Origin of the sequence: Tabrizicola soli (genome assembly GCF_015999335.1) — a bacterium.
GTDB classification, from domain to species: domain Bacteria; phylum Pseudomonadota; class Alphaproteobacteria; order Rhodobacterales; family Rhodobacteraceae; genus Tabrizicola; species Tabrizicola soli.
Map to the genome: position 1 here is coordinate 1 of NZ_JAEACP010000019.1, position 21783 is coordinate 21783.

Sequence of the window (21783 nt, forward strand, 5' to 3'; positions counted from 1 at the left end):
CAGCGCCACGCCGCACTGACGCAGGTTAGCCCCGGCGCCTGCGGAAGGTTGATTGCCTCTGCGCTTCTCAAGTCACCGCAGTTTGCTGGTGGGAAATCCTCAGCCAGCTGTCGTCATCGTTGAGGTACGTCGAGGCGCAGAGTGCCTTGTAGATCGGCACGTCGGCTTTCTCCGCCGAGACACGATAGGTGAGAACGGCGATGTCACGACACCGCATCACGCGCCGTTCGGCCATGACGACGGAGCGCCAGCCTGTGGTTTCGCGAAGGTGGGTCCAGATCTGGTCGCCCTGGAGGATGCCGGGCGGATAGGGGAAGACCATGACGGCGTTGGTCGCTGTCGTCGCCCGCGCGTTATCGGCGCCACTGGTCCAGAAGTGCTCCTCCAAATCCCACAATACGCCCTGTTCACGCGGCGATAGCGTGCCGGACTTGTGTGCCGCATGGGGCGGTGTCCTTGCGTTCCCGGTTGATACGGTCATTCGCCTGACCCCGACCCGACAACAATGAACGTCTGAAATAGCACAAAGATGATCGCGAGCACCGCCCAGATCGCTCCGCTTGTTCCCGGGCGGCCATCGGCCACCGTCGATGCAGCGCGCTGCAGGGCACCTGATGTCGGTCCTTCGGGTAGCAGCTGGCTCAGGTCTCGTGCGATCCTGCCGTAATCGCTGCCGAGCGCAGGAACGTCCCGAAATCGGGCAAGAAGCGTTCCCAAGCGTGCCCGCGCGGCGTCGCGCCCGAGCGTGACCAGTTCGGCGGTTTCTCTCCATGGATCGAGGCCTATCCGCGCGAGAGTCGAGAGGACCGTCACGGTGTATCCGTTTTGATCTGCGCCGACCGACGCTTGGAGAGACCGATCGAACTCGGGTGGGTGCGGGTTGAGTACACTGGGGTCGGCCATAACCAATCCTTTCAAGGGTTGAAGGAACGCAGATCGCCCCCGTTTCCCAAAGGATAAGCGCAGGTCGGTCTCGTCGCCCTTACACAGGTCAGTACAGGCGACGGCCCTCAGGAAGGTCGCAGCCGGTTCGGTGACCGGGACTAACATGCGTCAGCGCCAGCCGAACGATCCCGAGGTACAAGACACTCAATCGTTCGACTGGTCCGTCCCGCACTCAAAGGGGCTGTCAACAGTGGTGAGCGACGGACCTGCCAACATCGCGGAGACCAGAGATGAACATGCGGTCGACCAGATCGACGGTGACGTTTTCGAACCCGTTCGCGTTGCCGGGATACCCAGGCAATTTGCCCCCGGGCGACTACGAGGTTCTTGTCGAAGAAGAACTTCTACAAGGGCCCAGCTTCGAGGCGTATCGCCGGACCGCGACCTACCTGACGGTGCGCGGAAGGGGCGGTCATGCGGGACGGACAGAGTTGCGGCCGATTTCCAACAGCGACCTGAAAGAGGCGCTGAGCCGGGATCGGGCCGCGACTGAGAAGAACAATCACGGCGAGGCGGCGCCTTCTCCGCAGGAGGACTTGAAATGAATACTCCCGAATGGCTCAAGCCCGGCATCTATGGTGCGGTGATCGGTGCGGTTTTCGTCGGCGTAGTCGGTTTTACCTGGGGCGGCTGGGTGACCGGCGGAACCGCGCATGACAGGGCAATAGCGATGTCCCAGGACGATGTCGTCGCTTCCATGGTGCCGGTCTGCCTTGAGATGGCACAGTCTGACCCAGCACGGGCCGAAAAGCTTGAAACGATCCGGGCCGCCTCGACCTACCAGAGGCGCGATGCCCTGATGGAGGCGGGCTGGGCGACGGTGCCCGGAACAGATGCTCCGAACCGCGATATCGCGCAGGCCTGCCTCGCAGCCCTTGATGTGGACTCGTTGCCGGAGCGCCCGGAAAGCGCGGTCGATGAAGGATGAACCGCGCCATGCCGATAGCATCCCCAGAGACCACCGAGCTCGAACGGCGTGTGCTGGCTCATGAACGGATCCTGCAAGCTCTGATCGCCTACATGGCCCGTACCGAACCGCGTTTCGTGGACCACCTGCGAGAACGGTTCGTGGAGCCGATGAATGTGACCCAGCGCGAACACGACCACCGCGAAACCGATGATTATGCGGCAGAATTCATTCGCGCTGTGATGCTCCTCGGAGAAGCGCGCGTGCCAAAGGCGAAGGAGCTGGAAATGACCGACACGAAACCCGTGCCGCCGAGAAGCAGAGGAGCGCAGGATTCTTCGATGGACCGGCCGGCACAGCGCGGTGGGGTTCAGGTTCGCGAAAGAAACGGCATCTGGGAGGTGCAGGTCGATGGCAGGTTTCGTGGCGACTACCACCGGAAGGAGCATGCCCTTGCGGCTGCGGCCTTGCACAAATTGTCGCCCCGATGACCAGCAGCACCCACCCCACAGTCCCGACAGACTTCTCGATCCAGGTGGCCGAGAACGAAGGCATGCCAATGAGACCGAATTCCAGAGCCTCCCCGCTACCGGCCCCGCCCACTCAACGGCTGACCGGAACGCTCACGCATGGGCTATCTAGGACTCGCGCGGCAACCGGCGGGCTCTGGTCCGCCAAGGAACAAGTTGCGATGAGACATCCCTTGGCGAGGCTGATCGCACGGACGGCAGCCATAGCCGGTGTGATCGCCTCTTTCACCTTTCCCGTGCTTGCGCAGGATGGAACCGGTCCAATGCCGGAGAACGCCCAGCCGCGCAGCCATGGCGGCGGATGGGTCTGCGATCTCGGTTACCGGGTAGAGGGCGCCGAATGCCTGCCTCTCGACATCCCCGAGCATGCCTATCCAACCGGGCGCTCCTACGGGACGGGGTGGGAGTGCAACCGAGGGTACGAGGAGGTGGACGGGACGGCGTGCAATCCCATCCCGGTGCCCGCCAATGCCTTCCTCCGGTCTTCCGGTTACGATTGGCAATGCGAACGCGGGTTCCGGCAGGAGGACGAGGCATGCGTGCCCATTGTTCTGCCCGAGCGTGCCTACCTGACGGACGATGCCTCGGGGAGGGGATGGACCTGTGATCGTGGCTATGAGGCCGCTGCAGAGACATGTTCGCCGATTGCCGTGCCAGAGAACGCGTATCTGACCAACGCAGACTACGGCGCCGCCTGGGCTTGTGAGAGAGGCTTCGTCAGAATCGACGACCGATGCGACGCCGTTGTCGTGCCATCGAATGCTTATCTGGACGAGGCATCCTATGGACCGGGCTGGAGCTGCGAGCGCGGATACGAGGTGCTGAATGGCGCCTGCGTCGCCATCGATCTGCCGGAGAACGCCTATCTCGACCGATCCGGCAACCGGTGGAGCTGCAATCGAGGTTTCCAGCTTTCGGACGGGGCGTGCGTCCTTGGAAGATGAGGGTGACAGAACGATGCGCAGCCGCGTGTCCGGCATGCGCGTCAGCATAGGGTGTGGTCTCCGATACAGCTTCCCGCAGTCGACGCCGCTGATTGCGATGCTGAACGTCCACTACTCGCGCTTCGGCGATCTGGAGCGTGCCGACTATCTCGTCACGTTGCCGAGCGTGCCGCTTGAAAGCTACCGTGACGGTTTCGGCAACTGGTGCACGCGTCTCGTTGCTCCGGCGGGCGACTTTTGCCTGTCGACGGATGGCATCTTTCGCGACACGGGCCAGCCTGATCCCTCCATGCCCGGCGCGCAGCAGCACGCGGTTCAGGATCTGCCGTTCGAGACCCTCGTGTTTCTGCAGGGCAGCCGATACTGCGATACCGACCTTCTGTCGGAGGAGGCGTGGCGCCTGTTCGAGACCGCTGACCCCGGATGGTCACGCGTCCAGGCGATCTGCGATTTCGTGCATCAACATGTCCGCTTCGACTACATGCAGGCAAAGGCGACGCGCACCGCATCGCAGACCCTCGCCGAGGGGCAGGGTGTCTGCCGCGACTTCGCCCATCTCGCCATCGCCCTGTGTCGTTGCATGAACATCCCGGCCCGCTACTGCACCGGATACCTAAGCGACATCGGTGAACCTCTGCCTCATCCGCCTGGGGATTTTGCTGCCTGGATCGAGGTATTCCTTGCCGGAAAATGGCACACGTTCGACCCGCGCAATAACAAGCCAAGGTTTGCGAGAATACTGATCGCTCGCGGTCGCGATGCTGCCGATGTCCCTCTGACCCAGACATTCGGCCAGAACACTTTGATGGAATTCAAGGTCTGGACGGATGAATTGGCCTGACTGACCTCGGCTTCTTTTTCGATGCACCATCGCAATTCGGGTCGCCAGCCCCCATATGTTCAGTACCGATGCGAATTATCCCGGTCCGAAATGGACGAGGAGTTGGCGTCGGAAAATCAAAGGATCGATGAATTGTCCTTCAAGGACCTGACCGCCAGGGCTGCGGCTGCGTTAAAGCCCAAGCTTGCGAAAACAGCGACGACCCCTGCCAAGGAGACCGAGCCCAAGGCTTCTGGCAAGGATGCACCCGCGAAACCCAAGACATCTTGAGGGTGTACATCGGTTACGCGCCTCATTCCCGTGAGGGGCGCGGACCGCCCACAGCACCCATGGGAAAGGAGCGCGCCAATGGAAGATCTGAGAAGCAAGACCGTTGCGATTTTTTCCCGACCCTTCATCGTTCCGGGCCTTGACGAGATTCTCCCGGCGGGAGAGTACGAGATCGAAACGGAGGTGGCTTCGCCCCCTGATCAACGGGATCCCGCAGCCTGGAAAGCCTCCGTCCTTGTGAAGCTTCATTCCCGGATATCTCATCCGGGACTTGCACGGACTCTTACTGTTTCCCTTGCCGACCTCGACCAAGCACGCGCCAGGGACAAGCTGACCGGCAGGGAGTTGTCCGACTTTTTCCTTGAAGAAATGCTGGCTGATCCGATGGTACAGCTCGTGATGAAGGCCGACGGGGTCTCCGAGGCGCACCTGCGACATCTTTATTCCGGGTCTGGGACATCCGATCCGAATCTGGCTGCGCCGCCTTCGAAGACGACCGCCCGAGGAGCGCGGGACGAAGAGTCGATCCGGACCGCCGAAAACGAAGGCATGCCTTCACGACCGGACTCGCCGCCGTCCTTGCGCACCCGTCTGGCTGCGGGGAAAACGTGATGGCGGACGAGGCCATCGCCGAGGGTGACGTACCGGACATCGCGACCCCAAGGGCCGTGGGTGATGTTCCGCAAGAACGCCGATGCCTGCGATGCGAAACCTCGTTCTGGAGCGAAGGCTTCGGGGAACGGATTTGCCGACGCTGCAAGGGGTTGAATGCCTGGCGGAACGCCGCGCCCTCAGCGCGGGCGCATCTCGCCGCCGCTGATCCCGCAGCCGCGCGCCGTCTTCCTCAATCCTGACTGGAACATCATTTTGGCCTGCCTCGAGATCGTTCACACCACGACCTACAGATACCGTCAAAACGTCCCTCTTGGACCCCATCGGTTGATGCTACGTCCCCGAGAAACAAGGGAACTGCGACTACTGGAACATGCCCTCTCCATTTCTCCGACGGCGACGGTGACTTGGGCGCACGACGTGGCCGGCAACGCTGTCGCCACCGCCGTCTTTGACGACGTGACGGATCATCTGGTGATCGAGAGCCGTGCCACAGTGGATCTCACCGCGCCTGCATGGCCGGTCTTTGCCATCGCCGCCTCGGCCGCGCAGTACCCCTTTGTCTACGCCGACGACGAATGGACGGATCTGGGCGCGTTGACTGTTCCACAATATCCCGACCCGGACGGTCGGCTTTCCCTTTGGGTCGAGGGCTTTGTCATGGCGCGCCCGACCGACACGCTGTCCTTGCTGAAGGACATCAGCAATGGTGTGTTCACCCAGATTTCCTACCAGAGCCGCGACACTGAAGGCACCCAGGCACCGATCGAGACGCTCGACCGGCGATGGGGCTCGTGCCGTGATCTTGCGGTCCTGTTCGCCGAAGCCGCGCGCACGCTTGGGCTCGGTTCCCGCATCGTATCCGGCTATCTGTCAGACGCGGAAGAATGCCTCTTTGGGTCTGCGGGTTCCGGGTCCACCCATGCCTGGGTCGAGATATTTGTCCCCGGTGCCGGATGGATTGCCTTCGATCCCACGAACCGAAGCTTCGGGTCCCGGAAACTGATACCCCTCGCCGTGGCCCGAAACATCGCACAGGTGACCCCGGTGGCAGGTAACTTTGTCGGAACGAACGTCGATTTGCTCTCAATGGAGGTATTCGTAAGAGTGGAGAGTGCTTCGGCACAAGACAACCCGCTCCTGGCCCCAAGAGGCGAGGCGGACATCGCGCTCGTCTGATGGCCTTTGGGTGGGACTGGCTTGCGCCTGCTGGTTTAAACCTATCCATAACAATGCTTTAAAGACCGGAGTAGGTTGGAAGTCAGGCCCATCCCCTCCGCCATTCGCCCATCAAACCAGTTTTTGTAGGGCGCTCTCGGATTTCTTCTGGAGGATCAGACCGACTTCGTAGCAACTCGAAGCGGGTAGGAGGTACCGCTGTGCAATCCTTGTGCAACTTCCCAGATGTCAGCCCGACGCCGCCCATGGAGCGGCAATACTTCACCCATGTGCTTCGATGATTTCCCGCGTCGTCTGCACGGCCGCTGCCAACTCTGCCCTGTCTGCTTCTTTGAGCCCCAGACGCGTAAGTTCCAGTGAAAGCTGACCTGCTCCACCACCGCCCGCCGCAGCGCGGGCAGCTCGGCCTCGTACGCGGCCTGATAGTGGGGGTTTCGACAGCTGCGCCTCCGCTGCAGATGCCTCAACCGTCAGCGACGGGGACGCAGTCCCAGACCCCTGCGCCCCTGCAGCCACCCGCACCTCCTGCAGTTCCAGCTTCAGCTTCTCCACGGTCTCGCGGGTCTCAGTCATCTGCCGATCGCGCCTCAGCCCGTCCTCGTCAGGGTACGGGAAACTCCCCACCTGACCTGCGTGAAGCACCCTCAGCGCCGGATCCTCGAAATACTTGATCCGCCGCGCCCGGATCGGCATCTGCGCGTCGATCACGAGGATCACCTCGTCGAGGTCCATCCGCCGGGCCTGATCTTCGGTGAGGAGCGGCGTGTCCTCTGTCCGCTCGGACACGCTACGCCCCTCGAACGGGTTGCGCCCGACAGCGCGTGACCTGGTCACAACGCGCTTGGTGGTCTTGCCAACGGCCTGGCTCAGTTCCTCGATCGTCTTCTGCTCGGACGGGGTGAGATAGAGCTTCACACCTGCGCCGCCCTGCAGCGACCTGCGGGTGTTTTCGCCATAGATCTCGTCCAGCGCCGGGATGGTCTGGGTGACGATGGCAAGGTTCCCACCGAAGGAGCGCAGAGTCTTGATGCTTTCAGCCACGATCGGCATCTTTCCGAGCCGATCGAACTCGTCGAGCATGATCATCACAGGCCAAGGCTCGTCTTCGGCTGGCTCCTGCGCATGCAGTGAGGCGATCAGGTCAGAGAAGAACAGCCGGATCAGCGGGGCCAGGGGGCGGATCATCTCGGATTCGACCACGAGATAGATCGCGTGCGGCCGCCGCCGGATGTCCCGGAAGGAGAAGTCCGAGGTCGCAGTGGCCGCATCGATCGCGCGGTTGTCCCAGGTGTCGAGACCGGAGGTCATCAGCAGTGAGAGGTAGGAGGTCAGGGTGTCGTTGTTGGTCGAAGCCATGCGCTCGAAGATCAACTTGGCCGAGGTGTTCTTCACCTCATGCGCGCGCTTGAGGTATTCCTTTTGCTTGTCACCGCCTGAGGCGGTGATGCGGTAGATCTCGCCGATGGTCGGCACGCCGCGCTCGAAAGCCAGAAGGCCCGCCGCCACAAAGATGTCGATGCCGCCAGCCAAGAGCCCGCTCAGTTTTTCGTTGTCGGTCTGCAGGAAGAGCTTGGCGGTGAGCTTCAGCTCCATCTGTTGCCGATCGGGATTGGTCATCGCCGCGATGCGCGCCAGCGGGTTGTAGCGATGGGTGGGCCGGTCCCAGTCGGTCGGCGCGAACCGAAAGACCTTGTCGCCCATGCTGGCGCGGAAGCGTGATGTCTCGCGAAAGTTCTCGCCCTTCACATCCAGCACCACGGCCGAGCCTTTGTAGGTGAGCAGGTTCGGGATCACGAAACCCACGCCCTTGCCCCGGCCCGTGGGCGCCACGATTAGCGCATGCGGGAAGGTTTTTGACACGAGGAAGGGGCGCTTCGATCTCGGGGGGCCGAGCTTACCGAGAAGGAAGCCGCCGCCCGGCTTGGCGAAGAAGCCGTTGCGCTTCATCTCGCCCCGGGTCTGCCAATGCGTCGTGCCGAAGCGGGTCAGGGCATCGCCGAGCAGCGTGACGCTCAGCAGCAGCGCGGCGATCCCAAAGCCTGCGAGGATGAGGTTTACCCAGAGAAAGTCGCGCGGGGCGGTTAGCCCAAGCGCCCGGTACTCCCGCGCAAGCAGGGTAATGTCGAAGTGCTGCGTCGACAGCCCGTAACGGATGGTCAGGTAGCCTGTGGCGACGACGTAGCCGATGGCGAGGCCGACCAGCGTCAGGCTCAGGATGCCGCCCGCGATCTTGCCCTTATCCATGGGAGATCCCCTTTTCGCCGTGGGCCGCGGCATGGCGGGCGCGCTGCGCCTCGATTTGTTCCTCGGCCAGGGCATCCAGCACCCGCTCCATGGCCGGGCCATGGGCCGTTACTTCGCTGCTCTCCAGATAGGCCTTGGCGAGTTCCAACTGCCGAAGTGGGTCCTCGGTGAACTTGTCCAGCACATCCGCGTGTCCTGCGCGGAGGGCAATCACAGCGTTCGGCGTGAGGTTGCGGTTGATCTGGGCGACCAGGCGCTGCCCGTCGGTCTCGGAGAACGGCTTCACATCCTCGGCCTCGGCCCGCTGCAGGAAGGTCATCACATCAGGGGCGGTCTCAGCCATGAAACGCCGTTCGGCATACGCCTGCCGCGCCTGATCCTCGATCTCAAAGCTTCGCTCGCTGATATACGCGCGGGACGCCCCCATGGCGCGCAGCTGGTTGATTTCCTCCTGTACCGCCGCCCCAAACTCCTCGTCCGGCATCTCGGCGCGGTAGCGCGCGAGGATGCGGTCGTCTTCCGTGATCGGGCCGAGATGCTGCATGGGATCGCGCAGCGCGATGTCTATGTCGCCGGCGTGGAGCGTTCGGTCCTTTTCGTCGACGGCGTACTCCTGCGGCTTGCGACTGTTCGTGATCTTGTCCCAAGCCATCGAGGCCAGTTCAGCATGATAAGGCGACCGCTGCGCGAAAGCGTTGAAGGCGGCGCGGGCATCTTCCACCTCTACAGCTCCAGCCCTGCGGACGGACGGATCGTCCGAGAAGGGATGGTCGAAATCCGTCCGACGGAACTGGACAACGAGGTCTTGGAAATCCCGGCGCTCGGACGGGGCAAAGATGTCGGGTTCGCCTGTCGCGCGCTCGGCCAAGGCAACGGGGTCATCCTTCGTGTCATCCACCTCATCGACGGCCCGCAGGATGCGCGCATCTGTCAGGGTGTCGCCCAAACGGACATGGACGGCTTCCAGCCGGTCCAGTGCTTCCTCGCGGTCATCGCCTTTCTCCAGATCGAGATCGCCCGATTTGGCAATGGCGCGCAGGTCCTGTGCCAGCCATTGCCGTTCGAGCGCGGCATTGCCGGCCCCCTCACGCATACGGGCGGCGACTGCCTCGGGATCGATACCCGTGCCCTGCAGCGCCTCGGTGAGGCGTGCCTTCACTGCGTCGTCGTCGAGACGCCCCATCTGGCCCTCGCGCATGTTGGCTCGGGCATAGACCCCGTCCCGCGATGGTGCGTCGAGCAGCGTTGCCGAGCGGTCCCCGAGCGGATTGAGATGCGCGACCGATGCCAGCACATCAGTGAGCTTGCGCTCGATCTCCGGTCGCGCGGCTGCGGGCGCCCGGTCGATCGCGGCTTCGATCTGACGGATGTTCTGAGAAAACTCGGTAATCAGCGTATCGAAGGCTGTTTCGTCTTGGGACATGGTGATGGCTCCGTCAGATTGGATCTGACCGCCACTGGCAAGGATGGTGCTGGCCCGCTCGAGCGCCTCGGCCACATCGTCGAAGGTCGACCGAGACGCCTCGACCGATAAGCCTCGGTAGGTCAGCGCGTTACGCGCCACCGTCTCCAGGGCTGCGGCCAGGTCGGTCCCCGTACGCCGGCGCTCGACCGGCGGTCGGCCTTCGTCACGTGCCTTGTAGACCTCGTCGATCTCGGCACGGTAGGTCGTGACCCCTCGGTCAAGACGCCGTGTGGCCTCGAGCCGGATCCCGTGGACCTGCGCCGCCTCGACCATCGCCACCCGGAAGGCGTCGTAGTTGAAGTGGTGATCCTTCCCGAGAAAGAACATTTCGCCATCCTTGCTGCGGCGGTTCAGAACGATATGCGCGTGTGGATGCGCGCGATCTTGGTGTATTGCAGCAATATAGTCGAATTGCGACCCCTCACCCTGAAAGAACCGCTCGCACACCGCCTCGGTTATCGCGCGCACCTCTTCGCCGCTGGTGCCCGCGGGAAACGCCATCAGAAGATGCGAGGTATGGCCGAGCTTCGGGCTGTGCCGCTCGCCCCACTGGTTCTCGAAGCGCCGCACGACCCGGTCGATCTCGGCCTCGGTCAGGGTCTTCTTGCCATCATGGGTGCCGCGGCTGTCGAGGATGTGGCTCGACTTGGTGGTAAGGTAGGTCAACTGAGCCTTCAGCTGCGCACCCGTGTGGCACCCGCCTTTCGAGATCGGCTTGAAGATGGCAGGCGAATAGCCCCGCGCAGCCCGGACCATCTGCGCGTTCTTCGCCAGCCCCTGCCAGCTGCCCGAGACCCGGCTCCAGTCGCGATCGAAGAGGGCAGGCCCGACACCGCGCGCCTCACTCCGCGCCATGCTCGACCACCTGCTCCGCCTGCAGCCGCGCCAGACCAGCGAGGGCCTTGGTGACCTCGAGGTTCAGTTGTCGGCGGCGCGCACGGAACATCTCCTGAATCTGGTCGGCCATGTCGAAGACGAGCACCGCGAGGTCACGGATCTCGGCATGGCTGGCGGGGGTGTAAGGCAGACGCTCGCCCTTGAGCTTCGCTTCATTCAGGCGGCGCGCGACCTGGTTCACGTTGTTGCCAACCCGATTCAGCGCCGCGCTTAAGTTTCGCAGCTCGTCTGTCATGCCCTCATCCGGGCGCAGGATGTCGTCGGCGGCCAGGATAAGACAGCGCAGAGCATCCGAGCGATGGAGGACGCCGTAGCGCGCAAGAGCCGCGTCGAAGCGCTGTAGCTCCTTCGGGCTGACGCGCACGCCAATCACCTTTGGCCGACTGCCGTTCGCCGTCTGCCGATCCGCCGCGTGGTTTGCCGCGTTGTAGACGGACTTGAGACTGACCCCGTAGCGGGTGGCGAGATCGCCAGCGGCGACGCCCTGCGATCGCTCTTCGGCGATACTCAGGCGCTCGGTTTCGGTCAGTCTGCGGCCGCGTGACATTTTGAAGTTAACGTTCCTATTTCTTGCCAACTTCGTACAAGCCCGCCTTCTCCCAGCACAAGCGGAGAAGGCACCAAGGGCTTGTACTCAATGTAGAAAATCGGCCCGGCAGGCCGATTTGACGTCCTTTGGTAAATGCAGCGCGCACGGCGCTCAATGCAACGCGTCCCGCGCTCCCGGCACCGCGCATCGCGTCCTTTGGACTGCGTTTTGCGCGCCCCGCATCACGTCCTCTGGCGAGTGTCAGATCGCCCGTGCTGCCCGCATCGCGCGTGGTGCCCGATGGTCCACTTCCCGTGCGGTATGCGTCGCGCCTCCTGCGTCGCGCACTATGGCCGATGTCGCATGTCGCGCGTCATCTGGGGACCGCATCGCGCGGACGGGAGAACGTCAGGCGTCGCGAGCGTGGTGCCTTCCGTCCCCTGCGCGACGCACCATGCGCCCCGCGTTCCGTCTGAGGCAGCCCGCATCCCGTCTTCTGCTTGACGCCGCCGCGCACGGGGGTTAGCGACGCCGAAACATCTTTGTTGCGTTTCACTATTCTTGTGAGAGGTCCGCCCCCATGCCGAACGACAATCTCGTGGTGATCGCTGCGATGGCCCGGAAGGGGGGGAGTGGCAAAACCACACTCTCGCGCGCCCTAATCAGCGCTGCTGTTGCCGCTGGCCGTCGCGTCCTTCTGATCGATACTGACAGCACAGGCGTGCTCGGCACCTGGCACAAGCGGGCGGAAGCTGCGGGATTGGGATCACCGCTCCTGCGCTCTGCGAGCGTCGAGAGCGTAGGCGCCGTGGATCGCCGGATCGAGCAGGTCTATGCAGCGGACTCGGCAGATTTCATCTTCATCGACACGGCAGGCGTCGGGGCCGAATGGTCCGACGGGATCGCCGTTCTGGCCGATCACATCGTGACCCCGGTGATGCTCTCGACCTCCGACCCTCGATGTCGGCGCGCAGACCGCCGAGTGGTTCGAAAAGCTCCGCGCCCGCGTCGATGACCCAGAAAGCTTGCCGCGACACCATGTCGTTCTGAACATGGTCGACCCAAAAACCACGCGCGCCGATGCCGCACTCATCGAGGCGGCGATTGCACGGTTCCCGGTGGTCGAAACCGTGATGATGCGCCGGAATGTTTACAAGGAGATGGACGAGAAGGGCCTCCTGCACGCTGTAGCCCTGCAGAAGCAGGCCGATCCGAACCCCCTCATGCGCCTCCATGTGCGGCATGTGGTCGAGGCCCTCGAAGAGGCGACCGACATCCTCAACAACATCCTGGCCGCGTGAGGACAGGGTTGTGAGGAAGAAGATCCCGACCATCACACGGCCCGACCCGGCTTATGCTGCATCCCTGCGTCCAGAGGTGGGAGAAGACCCGGGAAGGGAAGAGTTTCTGCGAGCTCAGACGATGCCAGAAGCTGCAAACGTCGAGCCTGTGGTCTTGGACAGTCACGCTGTTTCGCCGCCAAGTACGCAGCCTGCGCCCGCACCTCAGCCCAGACAGGAGACAGCCGGGCGTGCAGCATCCGCGGCCATGGTATCTCCCATCCGCCCACGCCGCAGTCCGGCGACGCGCAAGATCGACATCCGGGTGAACGCGCTGGAACGGCAGGAGGAAGCCCTGATCGACTGCGGCGTCGATCCAACCCATGTCATCCGCGCCGCCCTGCGCCGTGCGGTGAAGAACTGGGAGCTTGGTTCAGAGTTCGTCCCCCCGTCGGAAGAGCAGCGCACGCGGATCACCGAATGGCGCGCGCGCACATCGCTGGCAGTCGATGCCAGCGCAGTGGCCGCTCTCCAGCGCGCCAATGACCCGCTTGACGTGTTGAGCAAGTGGACCTTGATCCGCGGGCAGTTGGAGCCCCGTGTCTGGGCCGAAATCGACGCAATTCTGGACCAGATTGCGAAGCGAGCCACGTATTCGGCTTGAACTTTTTTGAACCCAACACACTGCAAATGCTCGGCCGTTTACACTCGAAATGGCATCAGGCGGCGTGGCAGGTGAGCGCTAACTGCCTTGGCGGCTATTCAGAACGTCGGGTCAGGAAAAATCAGCCCGCGACGTGTGGCAATGGCAACGGCGTGTACTGCATTACGCGCCCCGAGCACCTCCCGCGCACGCTCCAAGCGTTTCTTGATCGTTGCGGGGCTCACACCACGCTGATCAGCGATTTCGTTATGCGTCATTCCTGCAGCCAGATCCCGCAAGGCTTCCAGTTCGACTTCCGTTAGGCCAGCATGTTCACCAACCGCGTCGACGATCTCGTTGAGTATTTCTGCCAGGCTCTGCAGCTCAATCGCTCGCAACTCACGGTCTTCGCGTGCGCCAGACAGCACACAGAGGCAGTGACTCCCGGAAGGTCCTCTCGACGAGACCACGCCACCATAGTTCAGCCCGAACTGGCTGGCATGCTCCAAAATGTGTAGTCCTGGACCGCGAGAAAACCCAGCAGGGATCTCGCTCCATCGCGTCGAACCAACTGAGAAGCGGGCCCAAGCAACAATTGGATCGAACATGACATAACGGCGTTCCGTGTAGATGTTGACCCAGTCTGGAGGATAGGTCGACTGAAAAAACTCCGGTGTCAGATGCCGAATGTTAAGGGCCAGCATGTGACCGACCGGCACGATCCGACCCAGACGCGCTTCGAGGTTTTCGATGTTTGGCAAGATATTGTGCAGCATGGCGCCTCCTGCGGGTCAATAGCGCGTGCAAGATGCGGTTGGGAGTGGATTACCAGATTTGGTAACCGTCTGGAACAACCTAAGCGTGCATGTCACACCCCCGGCCAAGCAAGGCCGACTGTCCGATGGCTGCAGCTACTGGGCTAATCCAATCCGGAGGGAACAGACGTGATCCATCACCGAAGCATGCCGCACATTGCGACCGACACTGCCAGTTCTACTGCGGCCGATCTGGTGGCGACATTCTTGGTAGCCTGGGAGAATGCCGCGATTTCCTACGAGCGCTTGCTCGCAACTGGACTTGCGCAAGACGATCATGAGCTCGCCAGAGACCAGAACTATGCGCGCCTCCTGGATGCGGGACAGTACATCCTCTGGATAGGTGGTCACCGGGCGACCGCACACGCTGCTCGCCTGATCGCGAAGCAGGTTCCTGACGGGTCTGCCGAGCACTTCGACAGGCTTTGGTGCGGTCTCATGCCGCAAGGCAATGTCTGAACCGTCCGACCGTCGGTCATAAGCGCCAAAGGGCAGGGCCGGGGTACGCCCTGCGACCAATATCACAACGGGAAGTATCATGAAAAAAGAGCCGCGCCTTTGTGCCCGACCGGTCGCACGTCTGGTCTGCGCAGAGACGAACGAGCCTGTCGGCTACATGTACGAGTGGAACAATGGGGACCGACAGCCGGCTTGGTTTGGGCCACGCGTGAAGAACGTGCGCTCCGTACTGACTGCGGAAATGCGGAATGCGAATACAGACAATCTCCCAGTCGATCGGTCAATCCGTGACCGGGCATCAGGTTAAACGATCGGCTTGCAAACCGGCTGTTCCTCTCAGAGAAGTGGTCCAGCAGTAAAGCCGAGGCGCTCATTAACGTTTGGAACGAGTCCCGCCAATAGATTCAGAAAGCTGTTTGGACTTGGTTCCGCCGGGAGGTCACGCTTCCTGCGGGAGGTACCATGCAGCCAGTCCATTTTCACCGCGTCAATGCCGAGGCAAACATGGCCCGGTTCGATCACGTTAACATCGCACCAACGCTTTTCGGTGAAGTCTCCGTGTTGCGTAGCTGGGGCCGCATCGGTTCGCACGGACGTACAAGCGTCGAAACCTGGGCGACATCTGAGGAGGCGGAGACCGCCGCAGCCCTAGCCCTGCGCCAGAAGGCGCAACGGGGCTACTTCGCGGCGCTCTGAATGCGCGCGTTTGACCTGCCAGGCTGTCCTTTAGGCTCTGCTCTGCAGCCGGCCTTCAAGCTCGGCACCTGCCTCGACTGCAATCCGTTCATGGCTGACGTCGGCATGCACAACTGCGCTAGACGCGAGTTGGACGTTGCGCGCCGAGATCATGCCGGAAACCACTCCCAGCACGGAGAGGTCGTTGGCGACGACGGAGCCTTCAACCCGACCGGAGCCGGCAATGACGATATCGGGCGCGCGCATCGAGCCCATGATCTTGCCGTGCATGTCGATTGGACCGCTGGAAGTGACATCCCCCTCGACGACAAGGTCTTGGGCGAGAACACTCCGGCGCGCGTTTGCGCCGGCCGGGTCCGGCCAACGGTCGAGGTCGCCATGTGGTATCTTCATCTGGGTGCCGCCTCAGCTCAACTTCGTGCCGGCAGACTGGATCAGAAGCGAAATGAAAGGGCAACGTGCGGCGCGGAGATCGGCGAAGAAGCGCGGCAGTCCTCGGCATTGCACAACTCGTCCGGCAAGGTTCTTCTGCCCGTGTCATGAGCTATAGATTCTACGTCTATCGCTCATCCAAGGCCTTAAGATCATCTCCCGCTTCCGATCGTTGAAAACATTCAGCGGGAAGGCTATGGTGCTCCAATGGACTACCGACGGAGACGATGATGGGCGTACACAAACAGAGTGTCAGCTTCACGGATGCAGCTTTCAACTTCGCCCGAGAGCTGGTCGAGAGCGGCGAGTATCCGAACATAAGTGCTGCGGTCTCTGGCGAGATGGCACGCGCGCGGGCAGCGCGGGAGCGGGAGCGACTTCTTTTCGAAGCCGAAGTGCAGCGGCGCCTCACGCTGCCCCCTGATGCTTGGGAGCCCGTCCGAACGGGCGAGTCCATCACGTCAGGCGCTCGCGCACATCTCGCCCGACTTGCAAAGGCCACCGATGGCACCACTGCCTGATGCGCATCGTTCGACATCCCTTGGTCGACCAAGACCTTGCTGCATTGGTAGATCACATCGTCGAAGTGACCGGAGGGGACTTCGACGCCGCCGGCAGGCGCCTTGATGAGATCGATCATCTTATCGCCGACATCGCTGCCAACCCGACGTCAGGCGTTCGCTTGGCGCCACCGCTGGACGGATGGCTGGTCCGCCATGGCGGCCGCGGCCATCGTCTTACCGTCGTGTTCCGCGCAGATCTCAACAGGAACTGTGTCTTTGTCGCACTCGTTGCCTTCGGCGGGCAGGACTGGATGACCGGCGGCGAAACGAGGAAGTCCTTCAGCGGATGACCGAGGTGCGTCGTGGCGAGAAGGGCGTGTGCGACAGTTCTACTTTGCGGCTACAGAATCGAGACGCATAATTTTGATTATGTCATATGCAGTGACGCGATGGGCGGAAAACCGTCTGACGGCACCGCAGCAGGAAGAGCGCAGCGAAATCGAGAAAGCGGTCAGTCATGCAGCGCACGGCGAGGTGACCGCGCGCCGGACCTGCGCGGGTGGTGAGCGGTCATGCGACGGTGCCCGCGTATCATCCGCAGGTCCGGCGGAGAACTGCCGTTTTCTAGGCCAATACAGATAGCGATTCAGGTCGGAAGGGGGACGCCAAGTTTTCGAGGGCCATTCGCAAGAGCGGCCGTTATTTACATCGTTTTCAGAAGCGCTACCGGCCTATTGCTGAACATTCGATGAGGCGATATCGCATATCGCAATGCCACGGCATCTGATCATCGGAAGCGATCAATGTTTGGAGGCGTACCTGCGTACTACATATCGATTTATATATGAATTGAGGCCCTCGCCAGCATCCGCCAGTCGCTTCATTTTTTCAACATGCTCAGACCCGGCACTCAAATACGTATATCGAAAAAACCGGTTAGCCCCCTTTTCGAACTCTACTTCAATCCAATCTGGGCCGTACTCATAACCGATTACACCTGAGTCGCCATCTACATCTCGATATTTCGGCATTTCTTAGTCTCCACAGCTATTGAAAAGGTCGTCTGTTTTCTCATCTCGCTTACGCGAAAGTCGCTCGCCCAAGTGGAGGCAGGGATGCTTGATCCTTGAAAGTCCTTCTCGACCCTCGAAATGAGCGCTCCCTCCGTTGGGCATTCGCACCGTGATGACTTCGGTTCCGCAAATGGGGCATTGGTGACGAAGTCTACGGCGCTTCTTCTCGTCTGACGAATGCTGCAACACCCAACTTGCACGGACTTCAGTGGTCCTGCCGTCCGGCAGCCGCCGCGAATGTGAGCGTCTTGGGATCCACCGATGCCCCATCAGACAAGCCCTCTTTCTTCCACGTTACTCCCGGCGATTCCTTTCCTGACATAGAAGCCATTCGGGATCGCCTCCTGGACGAGCGGCACATGCGAAATCAGACCCACGGCTCGGTTCTGTCGAACGATGGAGTTGAGAACCTGGAGGACCAGGTCGAGCGTGCCGGACCCATTCTCGGTGTCGAGGCTTCCAAACCCCTCGTCGATGAAAATCGTGTCGAGCCGGACCTTACCGTTCGCGCTTTCGACCGCGTCGGCAAGACCCAGTGCGAGAGCAAGTGCGGCGATGAACGTCTCGCCGCCTGAGAGGGTGCTCGCGGCGCGCGACTTCCCGGTGTGAAAATCGAACACCTGGATGCCGAGCCCGCGGCTACCGCGTCCGGCCCCGTCGAGATCTCGTTCAAGCCTGTAGCGGCCGGAGGTCATCGGGGCGAGCCGCAGGTTAGCGGCTTCCAGCACCTGGTCAAACATCGCGCCGATCGCGAATGTCTCCAACGTCAGTCTTTGCGAGTTCTGCCCGTTCACCAGCGCTGCCAGTCCGCGCAGCGGGCCGGATGCCGACTCAGCTTCGTCAAGCTTGCGCAGGGTCTCTTCCATCCCCGTTCTGAGCCTATCCAGTTGGTCAACACGGCTCCGGGCGGCAATGCGCTCTTCGGTCGCCCTGCCGAGCGTTTCGGCATGGGTCTGGTGCGTTTCCCGTAGCGCTTCGAGATCAGGCCGGGACATCCCTCCGATCGCAGAGGCGGCATCTGTGGCTGCATCAGACGCACTCTTGTGCTCGCGCAGGTAGGTCTCGACGGCTTCTCTATCCTCATCGAGAGTTTCGATGGCCGGCTTGAGGGATTGAAACGCCTCTGCTGTGAGGCCAGCGCCAGCCAGTCTGGTACGGAAGACCTCCACCGCCTTCTGATGGCGCGTCTTGCAGTCCGCGAGCGCCTTGTCCGCGCTTTCGAGATCCTTGACCGCGCCGAGTGCCTTTTCGCGCGCGGAGCTAAGCGCCTTTTCCGCCGCGGTCCGCGCCGTCTGAAGCGACTCCAACGATCCGGCCACCTTCTTCAGTGTGGCCGCGAGCGCCGGCGCATCGCGCAGGTCTTCCGGTACCTCGGAAAGCCTGCCATCGCGCGCCGCCTTGGCCTCAGTTGCCTTGTTCCGCCGCTCATCGAGGCAGTCCCGCAACTCATCGCGTTTCCGCTCAAGTTCCTCGATCTGCCGTCCCAGTTCCTCGATCCCAGCCTCTGCAGCAGCAATGTCGACCCGGGGCCCAAGCGCTGCGAGTGCGGCGTCCTCACGACCGATCTGCGCCGCGATGACTTCCGCACGCTCTTCTGGCGTCTCCAGGGCGAACAACCGTTTCCGTCGCTCCTCGAGCGTCGCTTGCGCCCCGACTAGTGCTTCGCCGGCTTGCCTAGCTTCGCGATCGGCGGACAGCCATGCCTCTCGTGACTCTCTGAATGCCTTGTCCAGGCCGGCACCACCGATTTCGCCAGTCGCCGGCGCAGGATGGTCGGTTGCGCCGCAGACCGGACACGGCGACCCTGCTTCCAATCTTGTCGCAAGGTGGAGCGCCTGTGCGGCCGCAAGGTTCTCTTCGGCCGTTTCATAATTTTGTCGCGCGCGCTCGGCCCTTCCTGACGCAGCTTCAGACTTCCGTCGCTGTTCTTCGACAGCGCCCTGAGCCGTTGCAACATCCTGCAAAGCGCCCTCGTGGGCCTTGGCTGCCAGATGCAGTTTGTCGAGATCCGCGCGCCGGCCCGCCATCTCGGCGCGCTTCGTCTCCGTCTCGCGCGCGGCTTTCAGCACGACGTCTTTAGAGGCGCGCGTCTCCTGCAGCTTGGTCAGTTGAGCCTTTGCCGCCTGAAAAGCGTCTTCAGCGTCCCGCTGCTCATTCAGTGCGGTTTCGACCGCCCAATTGCTATCGGCTGCGGCCTCCAGGATTCGGCCATACCTCTCCAGTTCGTCGCTTGTCCGGCGAAGGGTCTCGACCTCGTCAGCACGGTCTTCCTCACGCCGGAGCACCTCTGCCGCCTTCTCTGCTTCTCTGGCAGCAAGCTCAGCAGCCCCGTCTGCCTTTTCGCGCGCGCTCTCGGCTTCCCTAACCTCGCGTTCGACGTCCCTCACACGTTCCTCGACATCGATCAGACCGCGCGCGCGCTCGGCTTTTCGGGCCTGCTCGGCAAGCGCCTCGACGTCGTCCTTCCGCGCCTCAAGTGCACGAAGCCTTTCCCTCATCTTTTCGGCCGCCACGAACTTTTCCTCGATGGCCTCCGCCAGGCGCAGCGCCTCCTCGGCAACTTCCACCGTCGCCTTCCCGGTTTCTTCGATCGCGCGAAGTTCTGCACATTTCGCAGTTGCGGTTTCGATGCCCGCGATCAGTGCATCGGTGCTCTCGAATCCTTCAGCCACGAGCTGCCTAGCACAGAGCGCACGTTCATCCCGCACCTGCCGTTCAGCCTCATCAGCTGCGGACTTGAGTTCAGCCATGAGCTTCTCGTACAGCGAGACATCGAAGAGTTCTCGCAGGATTTCGAGACGCTCTTTCGTCTTGGCCGAAAGGAATTTCTCGAAGCGCCCTTGCGGCAGCAGGACGATCTGGCGGAACTGCTCAGAGCCATATCCGAGCATCTCCATGACAACCGCGTCGACGTCGCGCACCTTCTTCTCGGCTACGATCTTGCCCCGCGCCGCATCTGTAATTGCCTCCAGCGCCATTCCGGTCGCGTCGAACAGATAGGCTTCATGCGCGCTTCGAGTCTCGCCTTCACCACGCGCCTTGGGTCGCATCTGGTCGGGTCGGCGAAGGACGACATATCTCCGCTCTCCAATGTCGAACACGAACTCCGCTTCGGTCACTACATCCGGATCGGCGTGATCCGAGCGCAGCGATGGAGCCTCTTGCTCCGCCTTTGCCGCTTCTCCGAAGAGCGCGAAGGTCATCGCGCTGAAGATGGTTGATTTGCCCGACCCAGTCTGTCCGTAGATGCCAAAGAGGCCGGCCTCGACGGCATCCCGAAAGTCGATGACGACCCGACCCGGATAGGGACCGAACGCCTGAAGCGTGAGCCGAACCGGTCTCATTGCATATCCTCCGTCTCACGCAGACGACCGAGGGCTACCGCCACGACCGCCAGTTCGTTTTCCGAGAGCCGGTCTCCGCGCGCATGTTCGAGGAAGTCGCCAACGACCTCGACAGGGTTCGCAAGCGCCAGAGCGCGCCCGACCAGTAACTTGGCCGCTGGTGCGCGTTCATTCCGCTCGTAGGCAAGTTCACAGGCGTTTGGGAACACCTCGCGAATGCGCTTCATTCCATCGATCACGGGTGCATCGTCGGTAAGCACTACCTTAATGAAATCGTCAGATCGCTCCGCGAGGAGAAGTTCAGCGTGTCGTCCCTTCAAGACGCGCACCCGGCGAATGGGTTCGAAGGGAATGGTCTCTATCGCCGCTCGCCCGACCGCATCGATCTCGACGAGGCTCATCGACTTCTGGCAGTCAAATTCATCAAATCCGAAAGCCAACGGCGATCCCGAGTACCGGATATGAGAAGCGCCGACTGATTGCGGCCGGTGTAGATGCCCGAGCGCCACATAGTGAGCACCTTCGAACACGGCAGAACTAACGGTCTCGACGCCTCCGACCCGAGTGAGAGGTCGCTCACTTTCGCTGCTCAATGCACCGGTTATAAAAGCATGCGAAACGACTACCCAACGCGCGCCATCCGGAATGTTCCGCCTGCCACAAGACACCTGAGCGGTGAGGACGTCCTCAGGGGTGTGCAGGGCTTCATCAGCGAAGCATTCGCGGGCGGCATACTCATAAGCGAAGGGCAACCCCGTGAACGCCACGGGTCCGTAGGCGTCAGTTAGGATTAGAGGCTGTTCGTCCGCTCTGATGGCTCCTCGTATCAACGCGCGCCGCGCGTCGGTCATGATTGACATAGAGGCGATTCGATCCCCCGAGTCATGATTGCCGGCGATCATGACCACAGCGGCAGCGGTCTCCGAAGCTACGCGCGCGAGGAACCCATTGAACTGGCGCACAGCAGACGTCGGTGGGGCCGCCCGATCAAAAATGTCCCCTGCAATAACAAGGACATCGACCCTGTTGGACGTGATCGCCGATACGATCTGGTCAAGAACTGCGCCGTGGTCGGCATCGAGAGGAATCCCGTTGAACTGACGCCCAAGATGTAGGTCGGCGGTGTGGAGAATCCTCATGGCCTAATCCATATAATTTTTGTTCGTATAATTTCT

23 protein-coding genes are annotated in these 21783 nt (G+C 62.0%); 14 read left to right on the plus strand and 9 right to left on the minus strand.

Annotated features, from left to right (window positions below):
- Positions 1-67 precede the first annotated feature (67 nt).
- Positions 68-481, minus strand: a complete 414-nt coding sequence (locus I7S92_RS16935; protein WP_242070252.1) for a hypothetical protein — start codon at positions 479-481, stop codon at positions 68-70.
- Positions 478-918 carry a hypothetical protein gene (locus I7S92_RS16940; RefSeq protein ID WP_197646549.1) on the minus strand — a complete coding sequence of 147 codons (441 nt, stop codon included), beginning with the start codon at positions 916-918 and terminating at the stop codon, positions 478-480. The genes I7S92_RS16935 and I7S92_RS16940 overlap by 4 nt, the downstream gene beginning before the upstream one ends.
- Before the next feature lie 257 nt (positions 919-1175).
- Between I7S92_RS16940 and I7S92_RS16945 the strand changes: the two genes are divergently transcribed.
- From I7S92_RS16945 to I7S92_RS16980, 8 genes are all read left to right on the plus strand, one after another.
- Positions 1176-1490, plus strand: a complete 315-nt coding sequence (locus tag I7S92_RS16945) for a hypothetical protein (RefSeq protein WP_242070253.1) — start codon at positions 1176-1178, stop codon at positions 1488-1490.
- Positions 1487-1873, plus strand: a complete 387-nt coding sequence (locus tag I7S92_RS16950; RefSeq protein ID WP_197646551.1) for a hypothetical protein — start codon at positions 1487-1489, stop codon at positions 1871-1873. The genes I7S92_RS16945 and I7S92_RS16950 overlap by 4 nt, the downstream gene beginning before the upstream one ends.
- Entirely contained in the window at positions 1870-2343 is a 474-nt protein-coding gene (locus I7S92_RS16955) for a hypothetical protein (protein WP_242070254.1), read from the plus strand. Before I7S92_RS16950 ends, I7S92_RS16955 begins: the two co-directional genes overlap by 4 nt.
- The gene (locus I7S92_RS16960) at positions 2340-3326 is read left to right on the plus strand and encodes a hypothetical protein (protein ID WP_197646553.1); all 987 of its coding nucleotides are present in this window, start codon (positions 2340-2342) and stop codon (positions 3324-3326) included. Before I7S92_RS16955 ends, I7S92_RS16960 begins: the two co-directional genes overlap by 4 nt.
- Positions 3327-3360: 34 nt before the next feature.
- Complete coding sequence (locus tag I7S92_RS16965; RefSeq protein ID WP_242070264.1) at positions 3361-4167, plus strand: transglutaminase-like domain-containing protein; 807 nt, start codon at positions 3361-3363, stop codon at positions 4165-4167.
- A gap of 90 nt (positions 4168-4257) precedes the next feature.
- Entirely contained in the window at positions 4258-4437 is a 180-nt protein-coding gene (locus tag I7S92_RS16970) for a hypothetical protein (protein WP_197646555.1), read from the plus strand.
- A 78-nt stretch (positions 4438-4515) separates the two neighbouring features.
- On the plus strand, positions 4516-5049 hold the full coding sequence (locus I7S92_RS16975; protein WP_197646562.1) for a hypothetical protein: 534 nt from the start codon (positions 4516-4518) through the stop codon (positions 5047-5049).
- Between the two features lie 156 nt (positions 5050-5205).
- The gene (locus I7S92_RS16980) at positions 5206-6228 is read left to right on the plus strand and encodes a transglutaminase family protein (protein ID WP_197646564.1); all 1023 of its coding nucleotides are present in this window, start codon (positions 5206-5208) and stop codon (positions 6226-6228) included.
- 261 nt (positions 6229-6489) lie between these two features.
- Here the strand turns inward: I7S92_RS16980 and I7S92_RS16985 are convergent, their stop codons facing one another.
- Genes I7S92_RS16985 through mobC form a run of 3 tightly spaced genes read right to left on the minus strand, consistent with a single transcriptional unit; the run spans position 6490 to position 11381 of the window.
- Entirely contained in the window at positions 6490-8472 is a 1983-nt protein-coding gene (locus tag I7S92_RS16985; RefSeq protein ID WP_197646566.1) for a type IV secretory system conjugative DNA transfer family protein, read from the minus strand.
- Positions 8465-10792 (minus strand): relaxase/mobilization nuclease domain-containing protein, encoded by a 2328-nt coding sequence (locus I7S92_RS16990; RefSeq protein WP_197646568.1) that lies wholly within the window; start codon positions 10790-10792, stop codon positions 8465-8467. The genes I7S92_RS16985 and I7S92_RS16990 overlap by 8 nt, the downstream gene beginning before the upstream one ends.
- Positions 10779-11381, minus strand: a complete 603-nt coding sequence (gene mobC / locus I7S92_RS16995) for a plasmid mobilization relaxosome protein MobC (protein ID WP_197646570.1) — start codon at positions 11379-11381, stop codon at positions 10779-10781. Before mobC ends, I7S92_RS16990 begins: the two co-directional genes overlap by 14 nt.
- Before the next feature lie 562 nt (positions 11382-11943).
- Here mobC and I7S92_RS23360 point away from each other — a divergent pair.
- The 3 genes from I7S92_RS23360 (at position 11944) to I7S92_RS17005 (ending at position 13307) form a co-directional block, all read left to right on the plus strand.
- On the plus strand, positions 11944-12378 hold the full coding sequence (locus I7S92_RS23360; RefSeq protein ID WP_277922974.1) for a ParA family protein: 435 nt from the start codon (positions 11944-11946) through the stop codon (positions 12376-12378).
- Between the two features lie 37 nt (positions 12379-12415).
- Positions 12416-12664 carry a P-loop NTPase family protein gene (locus I7S92_RS23365; RefSeq protein WP_277922975.1) on the plus strand — a complete coding sequence of 83 codons (249 nt, stop codon included), beginning with the start codon at positions 12416-12418 and terminating at the stop codon, positions 12662-12664.
- A gap of 247 nt (positions 12665-12911) precedes the next feature.
- Positions 12912-13307 carry a hypothetical protein gene (locus I7S92_RS17005; protein WP_242070255.1) on the plus strand — a complete coding sequence of 132 codons (396 nt, stop codon included), beginning with the start codon at positions 12912-12914 and terminating at the stop codon, positions 13305-13307.
- A gap of 98 nt (positions 13308-13405) precedes the next feature.
- Here the strand turns inward: I7S92_RS17005 and I7S92_RS17010 are convergent, their stop codons facing one another.
- Positions 13406-14062, minus strand: a complete 657-nt coding sequence (locus I7S92_RS17010; protein WP_197646572.1) for a helix-turn-helix transcriptional regulator — start codon at positions 14060-14062, stop codon at positions 13406-13408.
- A 168-nt stretch (positions 14063-14230) separates the two neighbouring features.
- On the opposite strand from I7S92_RS17010, the gene I7S92_RS17015 reads away from it, so the two are divergent.
- Positions 14231-14560, plus strand: a complete 330-nt coding sequence (locus I7S92_RS17015) for a hypothetical protein (RefSeq protein ID WP_197646573.1) — start codon at positions 14231-14233, stop codon at positions 14558-14560.
- 462 nt (positions 14561-15022) lie between these two features.
- Positions 15023-15256 carry a WGR domain-containing protein gene (locus I7S92_RS17020; RefSeq protein ID WP_197646574.1) on the plus strand — a complete coding sequence of 78 codons (234 nt, stop codon included), beginning with the start codon at positions 15023-15025 and terminating at the stop codon, positions 15254-15256.
- 30 nt (positions 15257-15286) lie between these two features.
- Here the strand turns inward: I7S92_RS17020 and I7S92_RS17025 are convergent, their stop codons facing one another.
- Positions 15287-15649 (minus strand): bactofilin family protein, encoded by a 363-nt coding sequence (locus I7S92_RS17025; protein WP_197646575.1) that lies wholly within the window; start codon positions 15647-15649, stop codon positions 15287-15289.
- A gap of 559 nt (positions 15650-16208) precedes the next feature.
- Between I7S92_RS17025 and I7S92_RS17030 the strand changes: the two genes are divergently transcribed.
- A complete protein-coding gene (locus tag I7S92_RS17030) occupies positions 16209-16541 on the plus strand; it encodes a type II toxin-antitoxin system RelE/ParE family toxin (protein WP_197646576.1) in 333 nt (110 codons plus the stop codon).
- A gap of 992 nt (positions 16542-17533) precedes the next feature.
- On the opposite strand, the gene I7S92_RS17035 is transcribed toward I7S92_RS17030, so the two are convergent.
- On the minus strand, positions 17534-20608 hold the full coding sequence (locus I7S92_RS17035; protein ID WP_197646578.1) for an AAA family ATPase: 3075 nt from the start codon (positions 20606-20608) through the stop codon (positions 17534-17536).
- Positions 20605-21747: an exonuclease SbcCD subunit D gene (locus I7S92_RS17040; RefSeq protein ID WP_197646580.1), complete on the minus strand. Its 1143-nt coding sequence runs from the start codon at positions 21745-21747 to the stop codon at positions 20605-20607. Before I7S92_RS17040 ends, I7S92_RS17035 begins: the two co-directional genes overlap by 4 nt.
- Between the last annotated feature and the right edge of the window lie 36 nt (positions 21748-21783).

Coding starts and splice junctions, on each gene's coding strand:
- mobC (WP_197646570.1), bottom strand. CDS start 11,381: ATGTCACGCGGCCGCAGACTGACCGAAACCGAGCGCCTGAGTATCGCC.
- I7S92_RS23360 (WP_277922974.1), top strand. CDS start 11,944: ATGCCGAACGACAATCTCGTGGTGATCGCTGCGATGGCCCGGAAGGGG.
- I7S92_RS16950 (WP_197646551.1), top strand. CDS start 1,487: ATGAATACTCCCGAATGGCTCAAGCCCGGCATCTATGGTGCGGTGATC.
- I7S92_RS17030 (WP_197646576.1), top strand. CDS start 16,209: ATGCGCATCGTTCGACATCCCTTGGTCGACCAAGACCTTGCTGCATTG.
- I7S92_RS17040 (WP_197646580.1), bottom strand. CDS start 21,747: ATGAGGATTCTCCACACCGCCGACCTACATCTTGGGCGTCAGTTCAAC.
- I7S92_RS16935 (WP_242070252.1), bottom strand. CDS start 481: ATGACCGTATCAACCGGGAACGCAAGGACACCGCCCCATGCGGCACAC.
- I7S92_RS16975 (WP_197646562.1), top strand. CDS start 4,516: ATGGAAGATCTGAGAAGCAAGACCGTTGCGATTTTTTCCCGACCCTTC.
- I7S92_RS17005 (WP_242070255.1), top strand. CDS start 12,912: ATGGTATCTCCCATCCGCCCACGCCGCAGTCCGGCGACGCGCAAGATC.
- I7S92_RS16980 (WP_197646564.1), top strand. CDS start 5,206: ATGCCTGGCGGAACGCCGCGCCCTCAGCGCGGGCGCATCTCGCCGCCG.
- I7S92_RS16990 (WP_197646568.1), bottom strand. CDS start 10,792: ATGGCGCGGAGTGAGGCGCGCGGTGTCGGGCCTGCCCTCTTCGATCGC.
- I7S92_RS16960 (WP_197646553.1), top strand. CDS start 2,340: ATGACCAGCAGCACCCACCCCACAGTCCCGACAGACTTCTCGATCCAG.
- I7S92_RS16955 (WP_242070254.1), top strand. CDS start 1,870: ATGAACCGCGCCATGCCGATAGCATCCCCAGAGACCACCGAGCTCGAA.
- I7S92_RS23365 (WP_277922975.1), top strand. CDS start 12,416: ATGGTCGACCCAAAAACCACGCGCGCCGATGCCGCACTCATCGAGGCG.
- I7S92_RS17020 (WP_197646574.1), top strand. CDS start 15,023: ATGCAGCCAGTCCATTTTCACCGCGTCAATGCCGAGGCAAACATGGCC.
- I7S92_RS17025 (WP_197646575.1), bottom strand. CDS start 15,649: ATGAAGATACCACATGGCGACCTCGACCGTTGGCCGGACCCGGCCGGC.
- I7S92_RS16970 (WP_197646555.1), top strand. CDS start 4,258: ATGGACGAGGAGTTGGCGTCGGAAAATCAAAGGATCGATGAATTGTCC.
- I7S92_RS16945 (WP_242070253.1), top strand. CDS start 1,176: ATGAACATGCGGTCGACCAGATCGACGGTGACGTTTTCGAACCCGTTC.
- I7S92_RS16985 (WP_197646566.1), bottom strand. CDS start 8,472: ATGGATAAGGGCAAGATCGCGGGCGGCATCCTGAGCCTGACGCTGGTC.
- I7S92_RS16965 (WP_242070264.1), top strand. CDS start 3,361: ATGCGCGTCAGCATAGGGTGTGGTCTCCGATACAGCTTCCCGCAGTCG.
- I7S92_RS17010 (WP_197646572.1), bottom strand. CDS start 14,062: ATGCTGCACAATATCTTGCCAAACATCGAAAACCTCGAAGCGCGTCTG.
- I7S92_RS17035 (WP_197646578.1), bottom strand. CDS start 20,608: ATGAGACCGGTTCGGCTCACGCTTCAGGCGTTCGGTCCCTATCCGGGT.